Origin of the sequence: Amycolatopsis sp. NBC_00438 (assembly GCF_036026695.1) — a bacterium.
Lineage (GTDB): Bacteria > Actinomycetota > Actinomycetes > Mycobacteriales > Pseudonocardiaceae > Amycolatopsis.
In genome coordinates, this window is sequence record NZ_CP107923.1 from 4,735,593 (window position 1) to 4,754,208 (window position 18,616).

The window sequence follows — 18,616 nt, forward strand, 5'->3', positions numbered from 1 at the left end:
TCACGACGAGACGGCGAGGGGCAGCGTGAAGGCGTTGAGCATCTGCGAGCTGCGGATGAACCGCGGCGGCTCGTCCGGGATGGTGGTGATCGTCGGGAACCGGTCGAAGAGGATGTCCAGCGCGATCCGGCCCTCGAGCCGGGCCAGGCCGGCCCCGATGCAGTAGTGGATGCCACGAGAGAACGTCAGGTGCGGGTTCGGGTCGCGGCCCGGGCGGAACTCCGTGGGGTCGTCGAAGACCAGCGGGTCGCGGTTGGCGGCGCCGAGCCAGACCATCACGAGCTGGTCGGCCGGGATCGTCACGCCGCCGACCTCGGCCTCGGCCGTGGTCGCCCGGGACGTCACGGCGAACGGAGGGAGGTAGCGCAGCGACTCCTCCATCACGTCGGGCAGGCGCGAGCGGTCCGCGCGGACGCGGGCGAACTCGTCCGGGTGCGCGTCCAGGCAGAGGATCGTGTTGCCGAGCAGCATGGTCGTGGTCACGTGCCCGGCCAGCAGCAGGACGTCGGCCAGCGTCGCGATCTCCTTGTCGCTGAGCTGCTCCCCCTCGACCTCGGCGTGCACCAGCCCGCTCAGCAGGTCCTCGCGCGGGTGCTTGCGGCGGTCCTCGATGTGCTCGGCCAGGTACTCGCCGAACTCCTTGCGCTGCTGCAGGGTCGTCTCGGTGACCTCTTCCTGGCCCTCGAACCGGCCGACGATCGAGACGTCCTCGGTGGACGTCGACGGGATCAGCGACTCGGCCCAGCGGCGGAACAGGTCGCGGTCGCCCGCCGGGATGCCGAGCAGCTCGGCGATCACGATGACCGGCAGCGGGTAGGCCAGCGCGCTGACCAGCTCCAGCCGGTCGGTCACCTTCGCCTCGTCGAGCAGGTCGTGGGTCAAGCCGGCGATCCGCGGTTCGAGGTCGGCGAGGACCTTGGGGGTGAAGGCGTGGTTGACGAGCCGGCGCAGCCGGGTGTGGCGCGGCGGGTCGAGGTAGAGCAGCTCCCCGGCCGACGCCTCCTCGATGTCGGCGCCGATCTCCGCGGCCATCAGCCGCATCATGTTGGAGGAGAACAGTTTCGGGTTGCTCAGCACCTTCGACGCCTCGGCGTGGCCGTAGACGTTCCACATGCCGCTTTCGGCGTCGAAGGTGACCGGCTGGTCCGCCGTGGTGCCGCGCAGCCAGAACTGCTGTTCGTGGACGCCCCAGGTGTCGAACTCGGTGATCATGTCGTCTGTCCTTTCGCTACTCGTGAGAACGCCGCGAGGTGCTGGGCGGCACCGTCCAGCAGCAGCAGGCCGATCTCGTCGACGTGCCGGTTCCGCCAGGACTCGTGCGGGGTGCCTTTCACCCACTGGTTGAAGGAACCCAGGGCCGGTCCGGTGTGGACCTGGTAGTTGACCTTGTCTTCGCGGCTGCCTTCCAGCGCGATCCGCGCGCTGTAACCGAAGTAGCGCCGGAAGATCAGCGCCATCTTCTGCTTCGGCTGCTTTTCCGCGCGCTCCACCAGTTCCGCGCGGCCGCTCGCGCGCAGGTGCGCCACGACGTCGGCCCAGACGTCGTCCAGGGGCTTGCGGAAGTAGGTGCGCTCCAGCTGCGCCCGGGTCTTCGCGGGCAGGTCGTCGATGCCGTCGTGGTGGCTGTAGAGCGCGTGGAGCTTGTTGCCGCGCGACGGGAAGAACACGCCCTTGCGCAGCACCTGGACCCGGCTGCCGAGCTCGAACATGTCACCGGCCGGCGCGTAATCGGTGTCCTGCACGTCGATGTCCTGCAGCATGTCCTTGACCGTGTCGCTGGTCGCGGCCTCGACGGTGCACTGGTTGACCGAGCCGGTGAGGACGTAGTCGGCGCCGAGCACGAACGCGGCCGCGACGGCGGCGGGCGTGCCGATCCCGCCGGCCAGGCCCATGCAGATCGGCTCGGCGTAGCCGTGTTCGGCCTGCGCCCGGCGGCGCAGTTCGAGCAGCGAGGGCAGCAGCACGGTCGGGATGCCACCGTCGGTGTGCCCGCCGGAGTCGGCCTCGACGGTGACGTCGTGGCTCATCGGCACCCGCCGGGCCAGCTCGGCCTGCTCGGCCGTGATCGCGCCGTCCGCGCGGAGCCGATCCAGGACCGCGTCCGGCGGCGGGGCCAGGAACGCCGCCGCGACCTCGGGACGGGACACCTTCGCCAGCACCCGGTGCCCGCACACCGGCTCGCCACCGGGTCCGCGTCGCAGGCCGGTGACGCGGTAGCGCACGAGCGCGGGCGTCATCTGGATGAACGCCGACGCCTCGACCAGCCGGACGCCGTGCCGCAGCAGGACGTCGACGACGGCCTCCTCGGCGGCGGGGTCGTCGTGGTTCGCGATGAAGTTGACGCCGTAGGGCTGATCCTCGGCCAGGGCGGCCTGGATCTCCTTGATCCCGCGCTCGATTTCGGCCGGTTCGCTGCCGCCGGTGCCGAGGAAGCCGAGCATCCCGGCGCGCCCCAGCCGGGTGACCAGGTCCGGCGACGCGATCCCGCGGTACATCCCGCCGGCGACGTAGGCGAAACGGAGGCCGTGCCGCGCGCGGAAGGCGGCGCTGCCGAGGTCCTGGGGCCGGAGCACCGACGTCCGGGACGCGGCCCGCGTCTGCTCGACGAGCTTGGTCAGCACCGTGCCGCCCAGCTCGACGAAGTCCGTGACGCCCGCGTCGAGCAGGTGCCGCACGGTTTCGGTCCAGCGCACCGGCTGCACGATCTGGTCGGCCAGCACCCCGGCCGTGGTCCCGGGCGCGTACGGCCGCGCCGTGGCGTTGGCGATCACCGGCACGTCCGGCGTGCCGAGGTCGAAGGCGTCGAGGAAGCGGCGGAACTCCTGCTGGGCCGGGCGCATCAGCGCGGAGTGGAAGCCGCCGGACACGCGCAGCCGGACCCAGCGGACGCCGCGGTCCTGCAGGAATGTGCCGAGCTCGTCGATCGACTCGGCGTCGCCCGAGACGACGCACTGCTGCGGTGAGTTGTCGTTCGCCACGGACAGGGTGCAGAACTCGCCTTCGCGCACCAGCGCCGTGACCTGGTCGCGGTCGAGGCCGGTGACGGCGATCATCCCGCCGCCGTCGGCGCGGGCCATCAGCTCGCCCCGGCGCCGGACGAGCCGCAGGCCCGTCGCGAAGTCGAACGCGCCGGCCGCGTGCAGCGCGCAGTACTCACCGAGGCTGTGCCCGGCGTAGAACGCGGGCACTTCGGGATGCTGCTCGCGCCACTGTCGGTGAGCCAGCGCCCCGACGACGAACAGCGCCGGCTGGGTGAACTCCGTGCGGTTCAGCTCGCGCCGGGGGTCCTCGAGGCACAGCTCGCGGATCGAGTAGCCGAGCAGGTCCGAGGCCTGGTCGGCCTGCTCCGGGTAGGCGTCGAACAGCTCGCGGCCCATGCCCTTCACCTGGGCGCCCTGGCCGGGGAAGATCACCGCTTTCACGTCAGGCTCCGTTCGAAGTCGGCCAGGCTGATAGCGCCGTCACCGGCCGCCTCCATCAGCTGGGCCAGGAACTCGTCACCGGGATCGACCGGCTCGGGATCGAGGGACCGGACGCGGAACCCGCGCAGCCGCGCGCAGATCTCGCCGTCGTCGTCGCACAGGTCGACGTCGAGGACGTACTCGCCGGGCACCGCGCCGCCTTCGCTGAACCGGACCACGGCCCACGCCGAGGCGGGCAACGGCCGCAGCACGCGGACCTCGTCGACCGACCGCGGCAGCGTGGCGGGCACGGCTTCGGCGCCGTCGGCGGCGAACAGGCCCAGGGTGGCCTGGAACGCCGCGTCGAGCAGGCTCGGGTGCAGCACGAACGTCTCCGCGCCGGCCTCGGCGGGCAGCCGCAGCCGCGCCACCGCGAGCCGCGCGCCGCTGTGCAGCCGCTCGACCGTCCGCAGCGCGGGGCCGTACCCGAGGTCGAGCCGCTCGAACCGCGCGTAACACTCCGCCGCGTCGAGCACGCTCCCACCGGTTTCTTCGAGCAGCGCCTGGATGTCGTGCCGCGGCGGCGATTCCCCGTCTCCGTCGGTCAGCTCGCCGTGGCCGTGGACGACGGGTTCGCCGTCCGGGCCGGTGGTGAACACCCGGTAGGACAAGGTGCTGCCATCGGCCGACAGTCCGATGTGGACTTCGGTGGCGCGCTCAACCGGCAGCGGCCGGTCCCAGGTGGCGCTGACGACCGGCCGGGCGCCGACCGCCAGGTCCGCCGCGGCCCGGGCCATCTCCAGGTACGCCGCGCCCGGCAGCACCGGGACGCCGCGGACCCGGTGGTCGGCGAGGAAGAACTCGCGGCCGGTGAAGCGGGTGGTGTAGCGCGGGCCGGTCAGGTCCGAGGTGTTGGTGTGCACGAGCGGGTGCAGCTTCGGGGAACCTCCCGCCACCGGGGTGCTCGTGTCGAGCCAGTAGCGCTTCAGCCGGAACGGGTAGGTCGGCAGCGGGATCCGCCGCGGCGCGTCCGGGTGCCACCGGCTCCAGTCGACGTCGGCGCCGCGCACCCAGGCCCGGACCGTGGCCGTCGCCTCGGTGCTCTCGGGTGCCGCCGGGACGTCGTCGCGGACGACGCGGCCGGTGACGATCGAGCGGTCCGGTTCGCCGCGCAGCCAGGACTCCAGCCCGGTCGCGAGGTCCTCGACGGTGGCCGCGACGCAGCCGAGCCGCTCGGCGTGCGGCGTGCGCCCGATCTGCGACGTGTAGGCGATCGAGGTGAGGTCGGCGTCGGTGTAGGTGCCCTCGCGCAGGGCCTTGACCCAGTCCGCCACCAGGGTGCGCAGCACCTCCGGGTGGGTCGCGGACAGCACGACCGGCAGCGGCGCCGCGGGCGTCCGGTCCACGGGGGCCGGGACGTACTCCTCGAGCACGATGTGCGCGTTGGCGCCGCCGAAGGCGAACGAACTCACGCCGGCGCGGCGCGGCAGCTCGGCCCCGGCGTCGTCGACCGGCGCCTGCCACGGCTGCTGCTCGCGGACCAGGTAGAACGGCGTCCCGTCGAGCTTGACGTACGGGTTGACCGTGTCGCAGTGCAGGCTCCGCACCAGGGTCCTGTGCTTCATCTGCAGCAGCACCTTGATCATGCCCGCGACGCCGGCCGCGACCTCGAGGTGCCCGATGTTGGTCTTCACCGAGCCGATCCCGCAGTGCGCTCCGGCGACGTCCGCCCCGTCTGTGCCGTCTGTGCTGTCGTAGAGGTCGCGGAAGGCTTCCTTGAGGCCGTTGATCTCGACGGGGTCGCCGAGCTTCGTGCCGGTGCCGTGCGCCTCGATGTAGCCGACGGTGCGCGGGTCGACGCCGGCCTTGCGGTAGGCCGTGCGGATGACCGCGGCCTGGGCCTTCGGGTTCGGCGCGGTCAGCGAGTTCGCGCGGCCGCCGTGGTTTTCGGCGGTGCCGCGGATCAGGCCGTAGACGTGGTCGCCGTCCCGCTCGGCCGCCGAAAGCCGCTTCAGGACCAGCATCCCGACACCCTCGCCGCGGGCGTATCCGTCGGCGTCGGCGGAGAACGTCTTGCTCCGGCCGTCTTCGGCGAGCATGCCGGCCTTGCTCATGCTGATGTGCAGATCCTTGCTGAGCACGGTGTTGACGCCGCCGACGATGGCCATGTCGGACGTGCCGTCCTGCAGCGCGCCGACCGCGCGGTGGGTGGCGATGAGCGCGCTGGAGCAGGCGGTGTCGACCGGCTCGCTCGGGCCGTGGACGCCGAGGAAGTAGCTCATCCGGTTGGGCCCGAGGCAGGGCGCCGCCCCGGTGGCGTCGTACGGTTCGACGACCGGCGAGTACTTCGCGACCATCGTCGGGTAACCGGTGCTGGCGGTGCCGACGACAATGGCCATGTCACTGCCTTCGACGGACTCCGCCGCATAACCGGCGTCTTCGAGGGCCTTCCAGGCGTAGAGCAGCATCAGCCGCTGCTGCGGGTCCATCAGTTCGGCCTCGCGCGGCGAGATGTCGAAGAACAGCGGGTCGAAGTCGCCGACGCCGTCCATGAACCCGCCGAACTTGACGTTGCTGGTGTTGGGTTCGGTGATCGGGTCGCCGAAGCACTCGCGCCAGTCCCAGCGGTCGGCCGGGATCTCGCCGATGCAGTCCCGGCCTTCGGCGAGGTTGCGCCAGAACTCGGCGATGTCGTGGGCCATCGGGAACCGGCCGCTCATCCCGATCACGGCGATCGGCTCGGGGCCTTCCTGCGGCTTGATCTTCGGGACGGCGGGTGCCTTGACGACCGGCTCGGGCTTCGGCCCGGGTTCGGGCGCGACCCGCTCGGCGTGGTGCTCCCGGAGGTAGCCGGCCAGGCCGTTGAGCGTCGGGTACTCGAACAGCAGCGTCGGGTCGAGCGCCAGGCCGTACCGCGCGTTGATCTCCGAGATCAGCTCGGTGAGCGACAGGGAGTCGACGCCGTACTTGCTCAGCTCGCGGCCGCCCTCGATCCGCCCGGCCGGCAGGCGGAGGACGTTCGCCGTCAGCTCCGTCAGCTCGGCCAGCAGGTCCGGCCGCTCTTCCGGTTCGGGCGCGGGTTCGGGCGCGGGTTCCGGCTCTGGTGTCGGTGTCGCGCCGAAGACGTCGCCGTGGTTCTGCGTCAGGTACCCGGCCAGGCCGTCGAGGGTGGGGTACTCGATGAGCAGCGTCGGGACGAGGGTGAGGTCGAACTCCTCGTTGAGCAGGCCGACGTAGTCGACGAGGGAGATCGAGTCGAAGCCGTACTCGCTCAGGTCGACCCCGCCCTCGATCTCGTCGGCGGGGACGTCGAGCAGGCGCGACACGCGGTCGGCCAGCAGCGTCACCAGGCTGTCGGGCATGGTGGTCACCTCCGTTTCGTGGCGCAGCAGGGTCTGTCCGATCCGCGCCCGGTCGCCGTACATCACGAGGACGTGGGGTTCGCCGCTGCCGTAGGCCCGGTGCAGGGCCTCGACCCCGGCCGCCGCGGGCATCGGCAGGATGCCGACGGTCTCCCGCATCGACCGCTCGGTAGCGGCGTCGACGCGCATCCCGCCGTCGGCCCACAGCGGCCAGCCGACGCTGAGCGTCCGCCCGCGCCGCTCCCCCGCGGCGACCAGCGCTTCACGGTGCGCCGCGTACTCGTCGAGGAAGGCGTTGGCCGCGGCGTAGTCGGCCTGGCCCGGGTTCCCGGACGCCGACAGCGACGAGAAGCCGATGAAGAAGTCGAGGTCCAGCCCGGCGGTCGCCTCGTCGAGGTTGACGAACCCCGCGACCTTCGCGGCGAGGACGGCCCGCAGGTCGGCGGCGTCCTTCTTGACGAGGTAGCCGTCCCGCAGCACGCCGGCGCTGTGCAGGACACCGTCGAGGCGCCCGTACTCGGCCACGACGTCCTGGACGCACCGCTCGACGGCGGCCCGGTCCGTGACGTCCAGCTGCCGGTAGTTCCCGGGCCCGTGCGCCGAACGTCCACAAAGGATGATCGTGGGATCGGCCACGCTGTCGGCGATCTCCTGGGCGAACACCCGCCCGAGACCGCCGGCGCCGCCGGTGATCAGGTAGACGCCGCCGTCACGCCAGGGCCGGTTTGCGGAGGCCTCGGCAAGCTGCGTCCACTCCGGGATCTCACGCCGCCCGGCCACCTCGCGGGTGACGACCTCGTCGGCCTGGGCCTCCCGGCGCAGCCGGTCGGCAAGCCCATCCGGCCCGGCGACCACCAGCTGGGTGACGAGCTTCGGGTGCTCGTAGCGAGCGGTCCGCAGCAACCCGGCGAGCGCTTGGTCCACCGCGCCCTCCGGCACGACGACCTGGACCAGCACCCGCCCCTCCCGGCTCGCGACGGCGGCGTCCTGGAGGTGCGCGAGCAGCTGTTCGGCGCGCTGGCTGAACGCGGCGGCGAGATCGCCGCCACCGGGCAGGACGGTGCAGGTCGCCCCGAGATCACCCAGGTCGACGGGGTCGAGCCCGGCGAACAGCACGTCATGCCGCACGAACTCCGGCGCGGCGGCGATCGTCGCGGCCGGGAACCAAGCGGAACGGGCCAGCACCAGCTCCCCGGCCTCGATGGCCGGCTCATCCCCCACGACCTGGTCGTCGACGGGTGCGGGCTCCTTCTTCTCCGGCGCGGGCAGCTCGCGGAACGTGAAGCCCAGCAGCCGCACGCACACCTCGCCCGCCTCGTCGCACAGGTCGATGTCCAGCCGCCGGACGGTGCCCGGGCGGTCGTTGGCCGACGGGCGGATCACCGCCCAGCCCGCCACCGGGGTCGCGGCGTGCACGCGGACCTCCGTCAGCGCGAACGGCAGCGCCGCCGTCACCTCGTCCGCGCCCTCCGCCAGCGCGAGGCCGAGCGTCGACTGCAGCGCGGAGTCGAGCATCGCCGGATTGACGGTGAAGCCGTCGCCGGCCGCGGCGGGGCGCCGCAACCGCGCGACGATCAGGCCGTCGCCGATCTCCAGCCGCTCGATGCCGCGCATCGCCGGGCCGAGGCCCATCTCCGTGCCCTCGTACAGCGCGTAGCAGGCGGCCCGGTCGAGCGTGCGGCGCGTGCACTTCGCCCGCAGCGCGGCGATGTCCACCTTCGGCGGCGGCGCCGCGACGGTCGGTTCGACCCGCCCCTGGCCGTGCGTCTGCGTCTCACCGCCGGTGGTCGTCGTGATCCGGTACCCCAACCCGCCGTCCTGCGGGTCGAGGACGACCTCGGCGGTCGTCGGACCGGTGATCCGCGCCGGCCGCGTCCAGACGACGTTGCGCAACGCCACCCCGGTCCGGCCGAACCCTTCGGCCTCCGCGGCGGCTCGCGCCAGCTCCAGGTACGCGACGCCCGGCAGCACCGGCGTCCCGGACACCCGGTGGTGGTCCAGGAAGAACTCGCGCCCGGTCAGCTCGACGGCGTGACCGTCAAATCCCTTGTGGACGGTCGCGGGAGCATCGTCGATCCAGTACCGCTCCCCGCCGAACGGGTAGCCCGGCAGCGGCACCACCCGGAACCCGGCGCCGAACCACGCACCCAGCGACGAGACCTCGCCCCGCACGTACCGCGCGGCCACCTCGGCCGGCGTCAGACCGTCCACAGCGGACACTGCGGGCCGGTCGTCGGGCACCGAGCCGGTGACGACCGTGTCCGCCCGGCCGTCGCGCAGCCAGGCCCGCATGGCGTCGAGCCACGCGGCCCGGTCCGGCGCGACGCACGCCCAGCGCACGTTCTCCGGCCGGCGTCCGACGGCGAGGGTGTAGGCGGCATCGCCGAGGTCGAAGTCGTGCGATTCGGCGTGGGCCAGCACGCGTTCGACGTGGCTGCGCAACGCCGTCTCGTCCTGCGCGGACAGCACGACCAGCCACTCGTCCCTCGCCTCGTGCGTCGCCGCGGAACCCGGCGCCTCCTCGACGACGAGGTGCGCGTTGGTCCCGCTGGCGCCGAACGAACTCACGCCCGCACGGCGCGGCCCGGCCTCCGGCGACGGCCACTCGCGCAGCGACGTGGGCACGTAGAACGCGCTGTCCGCCAAGGGGATCGCCGGGTTGGCCCGGCCGAAGTGCAGCGACGGCGGCACCTGCCGGTGGTGCAGTGCGAGCAGCGCCTTGATCGTGCCGGCGACCCCCGCCGTGAACTGCGTGTGCCCGACGTTCGTCTTGATCGAACCCAGCGCGCACCCACCCGCGGGCGCGCCGGTGAACGCCTCCGAGAGCGCCCCGAACTCGATCGGGTCGCCGAGCGGGGTGCCGGTGCCGTGGGCCTCGATCAACTGGACGCCGCCGGGGCGCACACGCGCGTCGCGGTGGACCTGGCGGACCAGGTCCTCCTGGGCCTGGGCGCTCGGTGCGGTGATGCCGTTGGTGGCGCCGTCCTGGTTGACGCCGGAGGCGCTGATCACGCCGTAGACGTGGTCGCCGTCGCGGACCGCGTCGGACAGCCGCTTCAGGACCAGGACACCGGCGCCCTCGCCGGGCACCATGCCGTCGGCGGACGCGTCGAAGGTACGGCAGCGCCCGGTCGGCGAGAGCATCTTCGCGGTCGACGAGTACTCGTAGAGCCGCGGTGTCGCCTGGACGAACACGCCGCCGGCCAGGGCCATCGACACCGTGCCGAGCCGCAGGCTGTCGCACGCCAGGTGGATGGCGACGAGCGAGCTGGAGCACGCCGAGTCGACGGCGATCGCGGGCCCGGACAGGTCGAGCAGGTACGAGATCCGCGACGCGATGACCGAGGCCATGTTGCCCCACATGGTCTGCGGGGGCTTCTCGCCGCCGATCAGCTGGTGGTAGTCGCCCGGGTAGGCGCCGACGTAGACGCCGCAGGCGCGGTCGGTGAGCCGCTCCCCCGCGTACCCGGCGTCCTCCAGGGCGTGCCAGCACTCTTCGAGGAAGACGCGCTGCTGCGGGTCGGTGTGCACCGCCTCGGTGCCGGAGACGCTGAAGAACAGCGCGTCGAACCGGGCCGGGTCGTCGAGGAAACTGCCGTACTGGCGGCCCGCCTTCGGGCCCAGCTTCCCGGCGAGGTCCCAGCGGGTGACGTCGCCGACCAGGTCGTCGCCGGCGGCGAGGTGGTTCCACAGGCTCTCGGCGTCCGGGCTGTCGGCGAACCGGGCGGCCAGCCCGACGACGGCGATCGGCTCGTGGGCCTTCGGTCCGGCGGGCAGGGCGCTCTCCGGCGTCACGCCGCCGGCCCAGGCCGCGCGGCGCTGGAACGGGTACGTCGGCAACGGCGTCCGGCGGCCCGTGAACTCGGTGCCGAGCTTCCCGCCTTCGCTCCACCGCGCCCGGATGTCCTCGAGTTCGGAGGCGGCGGGGACGGTCCCGTCCGCCAGCCAGTTTTCCAGCTGCCGCACCAGAGTCTCGCAGTCGGTGGCCGCGAAGGCGACGCGCTGGGCGAAGTGGGCCCGGCCGTGCGCCAGGGTGTAGGCGACGTCGGCGAGCACCGCGTCCGGGTGCGCGGTCAGGTGCTCGGCCAGGTCTTCGACCAGCTGCCGGAGGGCTTCCGGCCGGGGCGCGGACAGCAGGAACAGCCGCTCACGGCCGTCGTCGTCGCGCGGTGTGGTCGCGGGCGGCTCCTCGACGACGAGGTGCGCGTTGGTGCCGCTGAAGCCGAACGAACTCGTCGCGGCGACCAGCTTGCCCCGGCCGTTCGGCTCCCACGGCGTCAGCTCGGTGGTGACGTGGAAGGGGCTGCCGTCGAGGCGGATCGCCGGGTTGGTCTCGTCGTGGTGCAGCGACGGCGGGAGCGTCCGGTGCCGCATGGCCAGGACGATCTTGAGCAGGCCCGCGACGCCCGCGGCCGACATGGTGTGGCCGATGTTCGTCTTCACCGTGCCGAGCGCGCAGCCGCGGGACCCTTCGGCCGCGCCGAACGCGCCGACCAGCGCCGCGGTCTCGATCGGGTCGCCCAGCTTGGTGCCGGTGCCGTGCGCCTCGACCAGGCCGATCTCGGCCGGGTCGATGCCGAACCGCTCGTGCACCTCGCGGATGAGCCGTTCCTGCGACGCCGCGCTGGGCGCGGTGATCCCGTTGGTCGCGCCGTCCTGGTTGATGCCGGAACCGCGGATGACGGCGTGGACGTGGTCGCCGTCGGCGAGCGCGTCGGAAAGCCGCCGGAGCACGACGACACCGACGCCCTCACCGGGGACGAAGCCGTCGGCGGCCGCGTCGAAGGTGTGGCAGCGGCCGGTCGGGGACAGCATCCCCGCGCGGCCGGCCGTCAGGTAGGTCTTCGGCGTGGTCTGCACGGCGACACCGCCGGCGACCGCGAGGTCCGTCTCGCCGCTCCACAGTCCCTGGCAGGCGAGGTGGATGGCGACCATCGAGCTGGAGCAGGCCGTGTCGACGGCGATCGCGGGCCCGCGCAGGTTCAGGTGGTAGGCGACCCGGGCGGGCACGATCGACGGCGCGTTGCCCCAGGCCGCCTGCGCGGGCGGGCGCTCGTCGAACCAGGCGGTGTAGTCGCCGCCGGTGCAGCCGACGTAGACGCCCGCGCGCTTGCCGTCGAGCGCGGCGCCGACGTAGCCGGCGTTCTCCAGCGCCGTCCACGCTTCTTCCAGGAACAGGCGTTGCTGGGGGTCGGTGTAGGCGGCCTCGCGGCCGGACATCTTGAAGAAGCGGGCGTCGAACTCGTCGATGCCGTCGAGGAAGCTGCCTTCCCGGCAGGCGACGTCCGTCCACTCGGGACCGGAGACGTCCCAGCGTTCGATCGGGCCGACCAGGTCGTCGCCGTCGGCGAGGTGCCGCCAGAGCGCGTCGAGGTCGGGTGACCGCGCGAACCGGCCGCTGATGCCGACGATGGCGATCGGGTCGTTCTCTTGTGCTTCCGGTTCCGGTTCCGGTTCCGGGCCGGACAGGGTGGGCCGGTGGCTTTCGGCGATGTGCGCGGCGAGCAGCTCGACGCTGCGGTGGTCGAAGATCACCGTGGTGAGCAGGTCGAGGCCGAGGGACTCGTTGAGCTGCTGGACGAACCCCGCGCCGACGATCGAGTCGAGGCCGTAGTCGGCGAACGCCCGGGCCGGGTCGATCGCGGTCTCGGCCATCCGCAGCGCGTCGGCGAGCTTCTCGAGGACCACGGTGGCGATCGACGTGCTTTCCCGCACCGGCGCCGGTTCTTCCGTCGGCGCGGGCGCCTCGACCACGCGCGGCCCGCGGGCGACGCCGTCGCTGTGGGCGACGACGAGCTGCTGCCCGAGCGGCTCGGCGTCGGCTGCCGGGTTCGCGACGCCGGTGAAGCCCTCCTGCGTCAGCACCGCGTCCCAGCCGGCCGGGGACAGCGCCGGGCTGCCGGGGACGCGCAGTTCGGCGTCGGTGTGCGTCCACCAGCCGTCGAGCAGGCCGAACGTCAGGTGGTTGACGAGGTAGAACCCGCTGATCTCGTTGAGCGCCAGCAGGCCGTTGCCGCGCAGCAGGGCCTTGACGCTGCGCAGCGTCGCGCGGACGTCGGCGGTGGTGTGCAGGACGTTGGCCGCGATGACGACGTCGAACGCGCCGGTGTCGAGGCCCTGCCCGTGCGGCGGCTCGGCGACGTCGAAGACCTGGTAGGTCAGGAAGTCGTGGTCGAAGGCGTCCTCGGCGCGGTGCAGGAAGGCACGCGAGACATCGGTGAAGCAGTACTCGGCGAGCGGCAGCCCGGCGCGGGTGAGCCGGTCGAGGACCACGCGGGTGGTCCCGCCGGTGCCGGCGCCGACCTCGAGCACGCGCAGCCGCGCACCGGGCTCGGCGGCGAGGCGCGCCCGCAGGAAGCCGGCGACGTGTTCGGCCAGGACGGCGTTGAAGTGATCGGCGACCCGGTTGTCCCGGTAGACGCCCTCGACCAGCGCGAAGGAGCCGTTCGGGAAGAGGACGTCGGTGGCGAGGACGTCGCCGCGCAGCACGGCGGGCAGGGCGGGCACGGTCCGGCCGAGCAGGTCGAGGGGCGTGCGCAGGTCGGGGTTGGCCGCGGCCCAGCGTTCCGCGTCGCGCCGCCACCCGGCGCGGCAGGTCTCGGCGTCCGGTCCCGGGATCCACTGTCCGGAGTCGTCGACCAGGCCGTGGTCGGTGAGCACCCGCAGCATCGGCGGCAGCCAGCCGGCGAACCGCTCGTCGGCGCCGGTGAGGGCGGCTTCCCGCAGCTCGGCGGCGACCCAGCGGGCCAGGGCGGCGTCGATCTCGGCGGGCACCGGACCGGCCTGGTAGGTGGCGAGCGCGTCGGGCAGCTCCGGCGCGGCGGGTTCGGCCGGGGTGGCCACCGCGTGCGGCTCGATCACCGCGGTCTCCCCGGTGAGCACACCTTCGACCGGCAGGGGCCGGCCGAGCCGCAGGAACCCGATCTGGTCGAGCGGCCCGGCGAGCAGCCCTTCGACGGCGGCCATCGCGGTCGCGGGCTCGATCGGCGCGAGACCGAGGGCGGCCATGCCGTCGAGGAGGTCGTCGGTGACGTTGCCCCAGTAACCCCAGTTGACGGTCTTCACGCGGCAGCCGAGGGCGTCGCGCAGGCCGTCGGCCGCCGCGTCCACGTAGGCGCAGGCCGCGGCGTAGTGCGCCTGCTCGGCGTTGCGGATGAAGCTGACCAGCGACGACACCAGCAGCACGAAGTCGAGGTCGTCCCCGGCGAAGACGTCGGCGAAGTGCACGCACGGGTCCACTTTGGACTTGAGCGTCGCTTCGAGAGCCGGCTCGCTCAGCTGCGCCAGCGGGGTGTGGCTGAACGTCATGGCCAGGTGGACGACGCCGTCGATCCGGCCGTGGCGACGGAGGACTTCGGCACGGACGTCGCGCAGCTCGGCCGGATCGGCGACGTCGGCCCGCAGGTACTCCGCGTTGCTCCCCTGGCGCCGAGCGCGGATCCCGTCGTCCTCGGGACGACGGCCGACCCAGACGAGCCGGGCGTCGTAGGTGCGGGCCAGGTATTCGCTGAGCACGACGCCGAGGTCCCCGGCGCCACCGGTGAGGACGTACACCCCGCCGCGGCGGAACGCGGCGGTCGTGGCGGCCTGCTCGACCGGCACCAGCCGACGACGCAGCCACTGGCCGCCGGTGCGCCGGAAGGGATGGGCGCGGCGGTCGGCGGGCAGCCCGAACACCTCCGCCGCCGGGAACGGCTCGTCCGCCGCGAGGTCGACGGCCCTGACGCGCCACCGCGGCTGCTCCTTGGCGAGCCCGCCGACGAGCCCGTGCAGCCCGGCCTGGGCGGGGTCCCGGGTGAACGCGTCGTGGGTGACGAGGGTCAGCTCGAAGTCGCGGTCGCCGTGGGTCGCTTGCAGCTGATTGAGGACGCGGAACAGCTGCCGGGTCGCGCGGCGGTGTTCTTCGATGCGCTCGGCCGCGGTACCTCCGGCACGGCTCGGCACCTTCACGACGACCCGGTCGATCCCGCCGTCGTCCTCGGTGGACACTGCGGTCCCGGACGCCCGGATCGCCTCGGCGTCGGCGGCGGACAGCCCGATCGCGAGCACGGCGCCCCCGGCGGAGACATCGGCGGGCCGGTGCGGCTCCCAGACCGGGCAGACGGTGAGGTCCCCGGCGGGAAGGTCACCACCCGCGGCGGAAACAGCGGCGGGCGATGCCGGAACGGCAGGCGCGGCGGCAGCCTTGCGCACCACAGGAACCGATGCCCCGGCAGGTACAGCCCGCCTCGCTTGCGCCGCGACCGGCCCCGCCGCTGCGAAGGGCGAAGCAACCTCCGCCTGGGTCGCAGAACCTGCCGGCCCAGCCTGCGCAGCAACCGTCGCCGACCCAGTGCGCCCGGTCCGCACCGCAGGCGCGGCCCCGGTGCGCTTCCCGTTCCCCGGCAGCACATCCGTGTACCAGTACCGCTCCCGGGCGAACGGGTACGTCGGCAACCCGACCCGGCGCGGGCGCGGACCGCCGGTGTGCAGGCGGGACCAGTCCACGTCCACGCCGCCCACCCAGGCCTCGACGAGCGGGGCCAGCTTGCCGCGCGCGCCCCAGCGGACCAGGGTTTCCTGGAAGTCGTCGTCCTCGGCCAGCGCCGCCAGCGTGCCCGACAATCCCGTGCCCGCGAACGTGTCCCGGGGCAGTTCCACGCCGCGGACGTAAGCGTCCAAAGCGGACACCAGCGCCTCGACCGAATCCGTCACCGTGGCGAAGCGGGCCGGCATCGGCTCGCGGCCGACCTGGAGGGTGTAGGCGATGTCGGCCAGGTCGGCGTCGGTCTGTGAAGCCAGGTCGTCGCGCAGGCGGGCCGCGGACTCGCGCAGCCGGTCCTCGTCCAGCGCCGACAGCACCACGGCCTGCGCCGCGGCCGGTTCTTGCGCGCGTTCGGGCACGATGTACTCCTCCACGAGCAGGTGGGCGTTGGCGCCGCCGGCGCCGAACGCCGAGACCACCCCGGCGCGCGGCACACCGCCGTCGCGGGGCCACGGCGCGGCGTCGCGCTGCAGCACGAACGGCGTGGCGCCGAAGTCGATCTCCGGGTTGACCTGCCCGGCGTGCAGCGACGGCGCGAACGTGCCGTGCCGCATCTGCAGCAGCACCTTGCTCAGCCCGGCGATCCCGGCCGCCGCTTCCAGGTGGCCGATGTTCGACTTGACCGAGCCGAGCGCGCAGAACTCTCGGGCGTCGGTGAACTCGCCGAACGCCGAGGTCAGGCCGGCGATCTCGATCGGGTCGCCGAGCGGGGTGCCGGTGCCGTGCGCCTCGACGTAGCCGATGCGCCGCGGGTCCACCCCGGACTTGCGGTAGACCTGCCGGATCACCGCGCCCTGCGCCCGCGGGTTCGGCACGGTGAAGCCGTGGGTGTGGCCGCCGTGGTTGACGGCGCTGCCCCGGATGACACCGAGGATGCGGTCGCCGTCGGCCTCCGCGTCGGCGAGCGGGCGCAGCAGCACGGTGCCGACGCCTTCGCCGGGCACGTAGCCGTCGCCGCCCTCGCCGAAGCTGCGGCACCGGCCGTCGCTCGACGCGAACTGGGTCTGCCCGATCATCAGGTACTTGCTCGGGTGCAGCGACAGGTTGACGCCGCCGGCCAGCGCGACGCCGCATTCGCCGCGCCGCAGCGCGGCACAGGCGAGGTGGATCGCGGACAGCGCGGAGGCGCACATGGTGTCGACAGCGATGCTCGGGCCACTCGCGTCGAAGAAGTACGAGACGCGGTTCGCGATCGACGAGAGACTCCCCGGCACCACGATCGGTTCCCCGCGCACCGCTTGTTCGGCGCCGAAGAGCTGGTACTCGGTGTACATCGCGCCGGCGAACACCCCGACGTCACCCGCGTCTTCGCCGACGCGCGCCCGAGCGGCGGCCCGCAGGGAATCCCGCGTGTGGCCGGCGTCCTGCAGCGTCTCGTAGGCGGACTCCAGGAACAGCCGTTCCTGGGGGTCCATTGTGGACGCGGCGCCGGGCGAGATGCCGAAGAACAGCGGATCGAACTCGTCGACGCCGTCGAGGAAGCCGCCCCACTTGGCGTAGGTCTTGCCGGGGGCGCCGCGGCGCGGGTCGTAGTAGCGGTCGTGGTCCCAGCGGTCGCCGGGGATCTCGGTGACGGAGTCGGTGCCGGCCAGGAGGTTGGCCCAGAACTCGCTCAGGTCCCGCGCGCCCGGATAGCGCCCGGCCATGCCGATGATGGCGATGGGCGGTTCTTCGTCCGGCCGGGCCGCGGGCACGGGTTCGGCGACCGGGGCCGGTGCCGATTCCACGACCTGCGTCGAGGCGACTTCCGGCCCCTCGGACTCCTGCGCCGCGGCGAAGCCGACCAGGGCGGCGAGCGCGTCCGGCTGGGTCTCGGCGAAGTGCCGCGCCAGCCCGTCGATCGTGCGGACCTCGAAGAACAGCGTGCTGCCGACGTTGTCGAGGTCCTTGCGCACCGCCTCGGTCAGCTGGACCACCAGGATCGAGTCGATGCCGTACCGGTCGAACGTCACGTCGGCGCGCACCGAGGCGACCGGCAGCTGGAGCACGTCCGCGACGAGCGCGCGGAAGTGGTCACGCGCCCGCTCCAGCAGTTCGGTCTCCCGGTCCGGGCTCGCCGTGGCAGGAGCGGGAGCGGGAGCAGGTGTGACGGCGACCGGGACGGGTTCGTCGGCGACCGGCGAGAAGGCGGGCCCACCAACCGGGACCGGCTGCCGCACCACACCATCGCTCTCGGCCACGAACACCTGCTGCCCGAGATCGTCCGCGCCCTCCGCGGCGATGAACGCCGGATGGAAGCCCGTCTCCTCCAGGGCGCGCAACCAGTCGCGCGGGGTCAGGCCGGGCGAGCCGGAGATGCGCAGCGCCGGGTCGTTGTAACGCCACCAGCCGTCCAGCAAGCCGAACGTGAGGTGGCTGAAGAACACGTTGTCGCTCAGTTCGTTGAGCAGCAGGACGCCGTTCGCGCGCAGGGCCGCCTTCGTGTTCGTCAGCGTGGCGCGGATGTTGCGCGTCGCGTGCAGCACGTTCGTCGCGACCGCGACGTCGAAGCCGCCGAACCCCTCTTCCAGGGGCTTCTCGATGTCGACGATCCGCGGGTCGAGATAAGGCGCGATCGACCCGTACGCCCGGCGCGCGTGCAGCAGGAACGCCTTGGAAAGGTCGGTGTAGCAATAGGTTTCGATGTTGTCCCGCCACGGCGCCAGCCGCCGGAACAGGACCGCGCTCGTGCCGCCCGTGCCCGCGCCGATCTCCAGGATCCGCAGCCGCGCCGCGGGATCCGCCGCCACCCGGGCGCGGACGTGCTCGACCAGCGTGTCCGCGAGGACGTCGTTGAAGTAGTCCGCCACCGGGTTGTTCCGGTAGACGGCCTCGACCAGTTCGAGGGAGGACTTCGGGAACATGACGTCGGTCGCGGGACGGCGGCCGGTCAGGATGTCGGGCAGCGCGCGCACGGTCGTGTCGACCAGCACCGCCTGGGGACGCTTGCCCTCGCTCGCCAGCCACGGCGCCCGGTCGGCGTCCCAGCGGCGCCACGCCTCGGCGAGATCGACCGGGGCCGGGGAGGCGGCCTCGTAGCGGCCCTCGGCCGAGCGCAGCAGGCCGGTGCGGACGAAGACGTCCAGGGTGTGCGACAGCCAGCGCGAGTACCGCGGCTCGATCCCGCCGGCCGCGAGCAGCTCGGCGGCCGTGCCCGGACGGCCGAACAGGCCCAGGTCACGCAGCAGCGCCCAGGTGATCCGGACGAGCGCGGCCTCCATGGACCGCCCGTGGCCGTCGGCGGCGACGCGCACGCGCTCGATGTCCGCGCTCCGGTCGGGCCGCGCCGCGAGCAGATCGGCGACCGGCGAGGCGGAACCACCCGGCAACGCCGTGAGCGCGCTGTCCTC

General features: G+C 73.2%; 3 protein-coding genes (1 of these 3 running past the window's edge). All 3 read right to left on the reverse strand.

Features of this window, described 5'->3' with window-relative positions; translation table 11 throughout:
• Tightly spaced (each overlapping or abutting the next), the 3 genes in view from OG494_RS20810 to OG494_RS20820 form a layout consistent with a single transcriptional unit that may run on beyond the window.
• Nucleotides 1-1,212 (reverse strand): cytochrome P450, encoded by a 1,212-nt coding sequence (locus tag OG494_RS20810; RefSeq protein WP_328458182.1) that lies wholly within the window; start codon nt 1,210-1,212, stop codon nt 1-3.
• Nucleotides 1,209-3,422 carry an ACP S-malonyltransferase gene (gene fabD / locus OG494_RS20815; RefSeq protein WP_328458184.1) on the reverse strand — a complete coding sequence of 738 codons (2,214 nt, stop codon included), beginning with the start codon at nt 3,420-3,422 and terminating at the stop codon, nt 1,209-1,211. Before fabD ends, OG494_RS20810 begins: the two co-directional genes overlap by 4 nt.
• Nucleotides 3,419-18,616: the 3' portion of an SDR family NAD(P)-dependent oxidoreductase gene (locus tag OG494_RS20820; RefSeq protein WP_328458186.1), read on the reverse strand. The gene runs 7,281 nt beyond the window's last position; the window shows 15,198 of its 22,479 coding nt (coding positions 7,282-22,479); its start codon lies beyond the right edge, outside the window — the gene reads right to left on this strand; it ends in the stop codon at nt 3,419-3,421. The genes fabD and OG494_RS20820 overlap by 4 nt, the downstream gene beginning before the upstream one ends.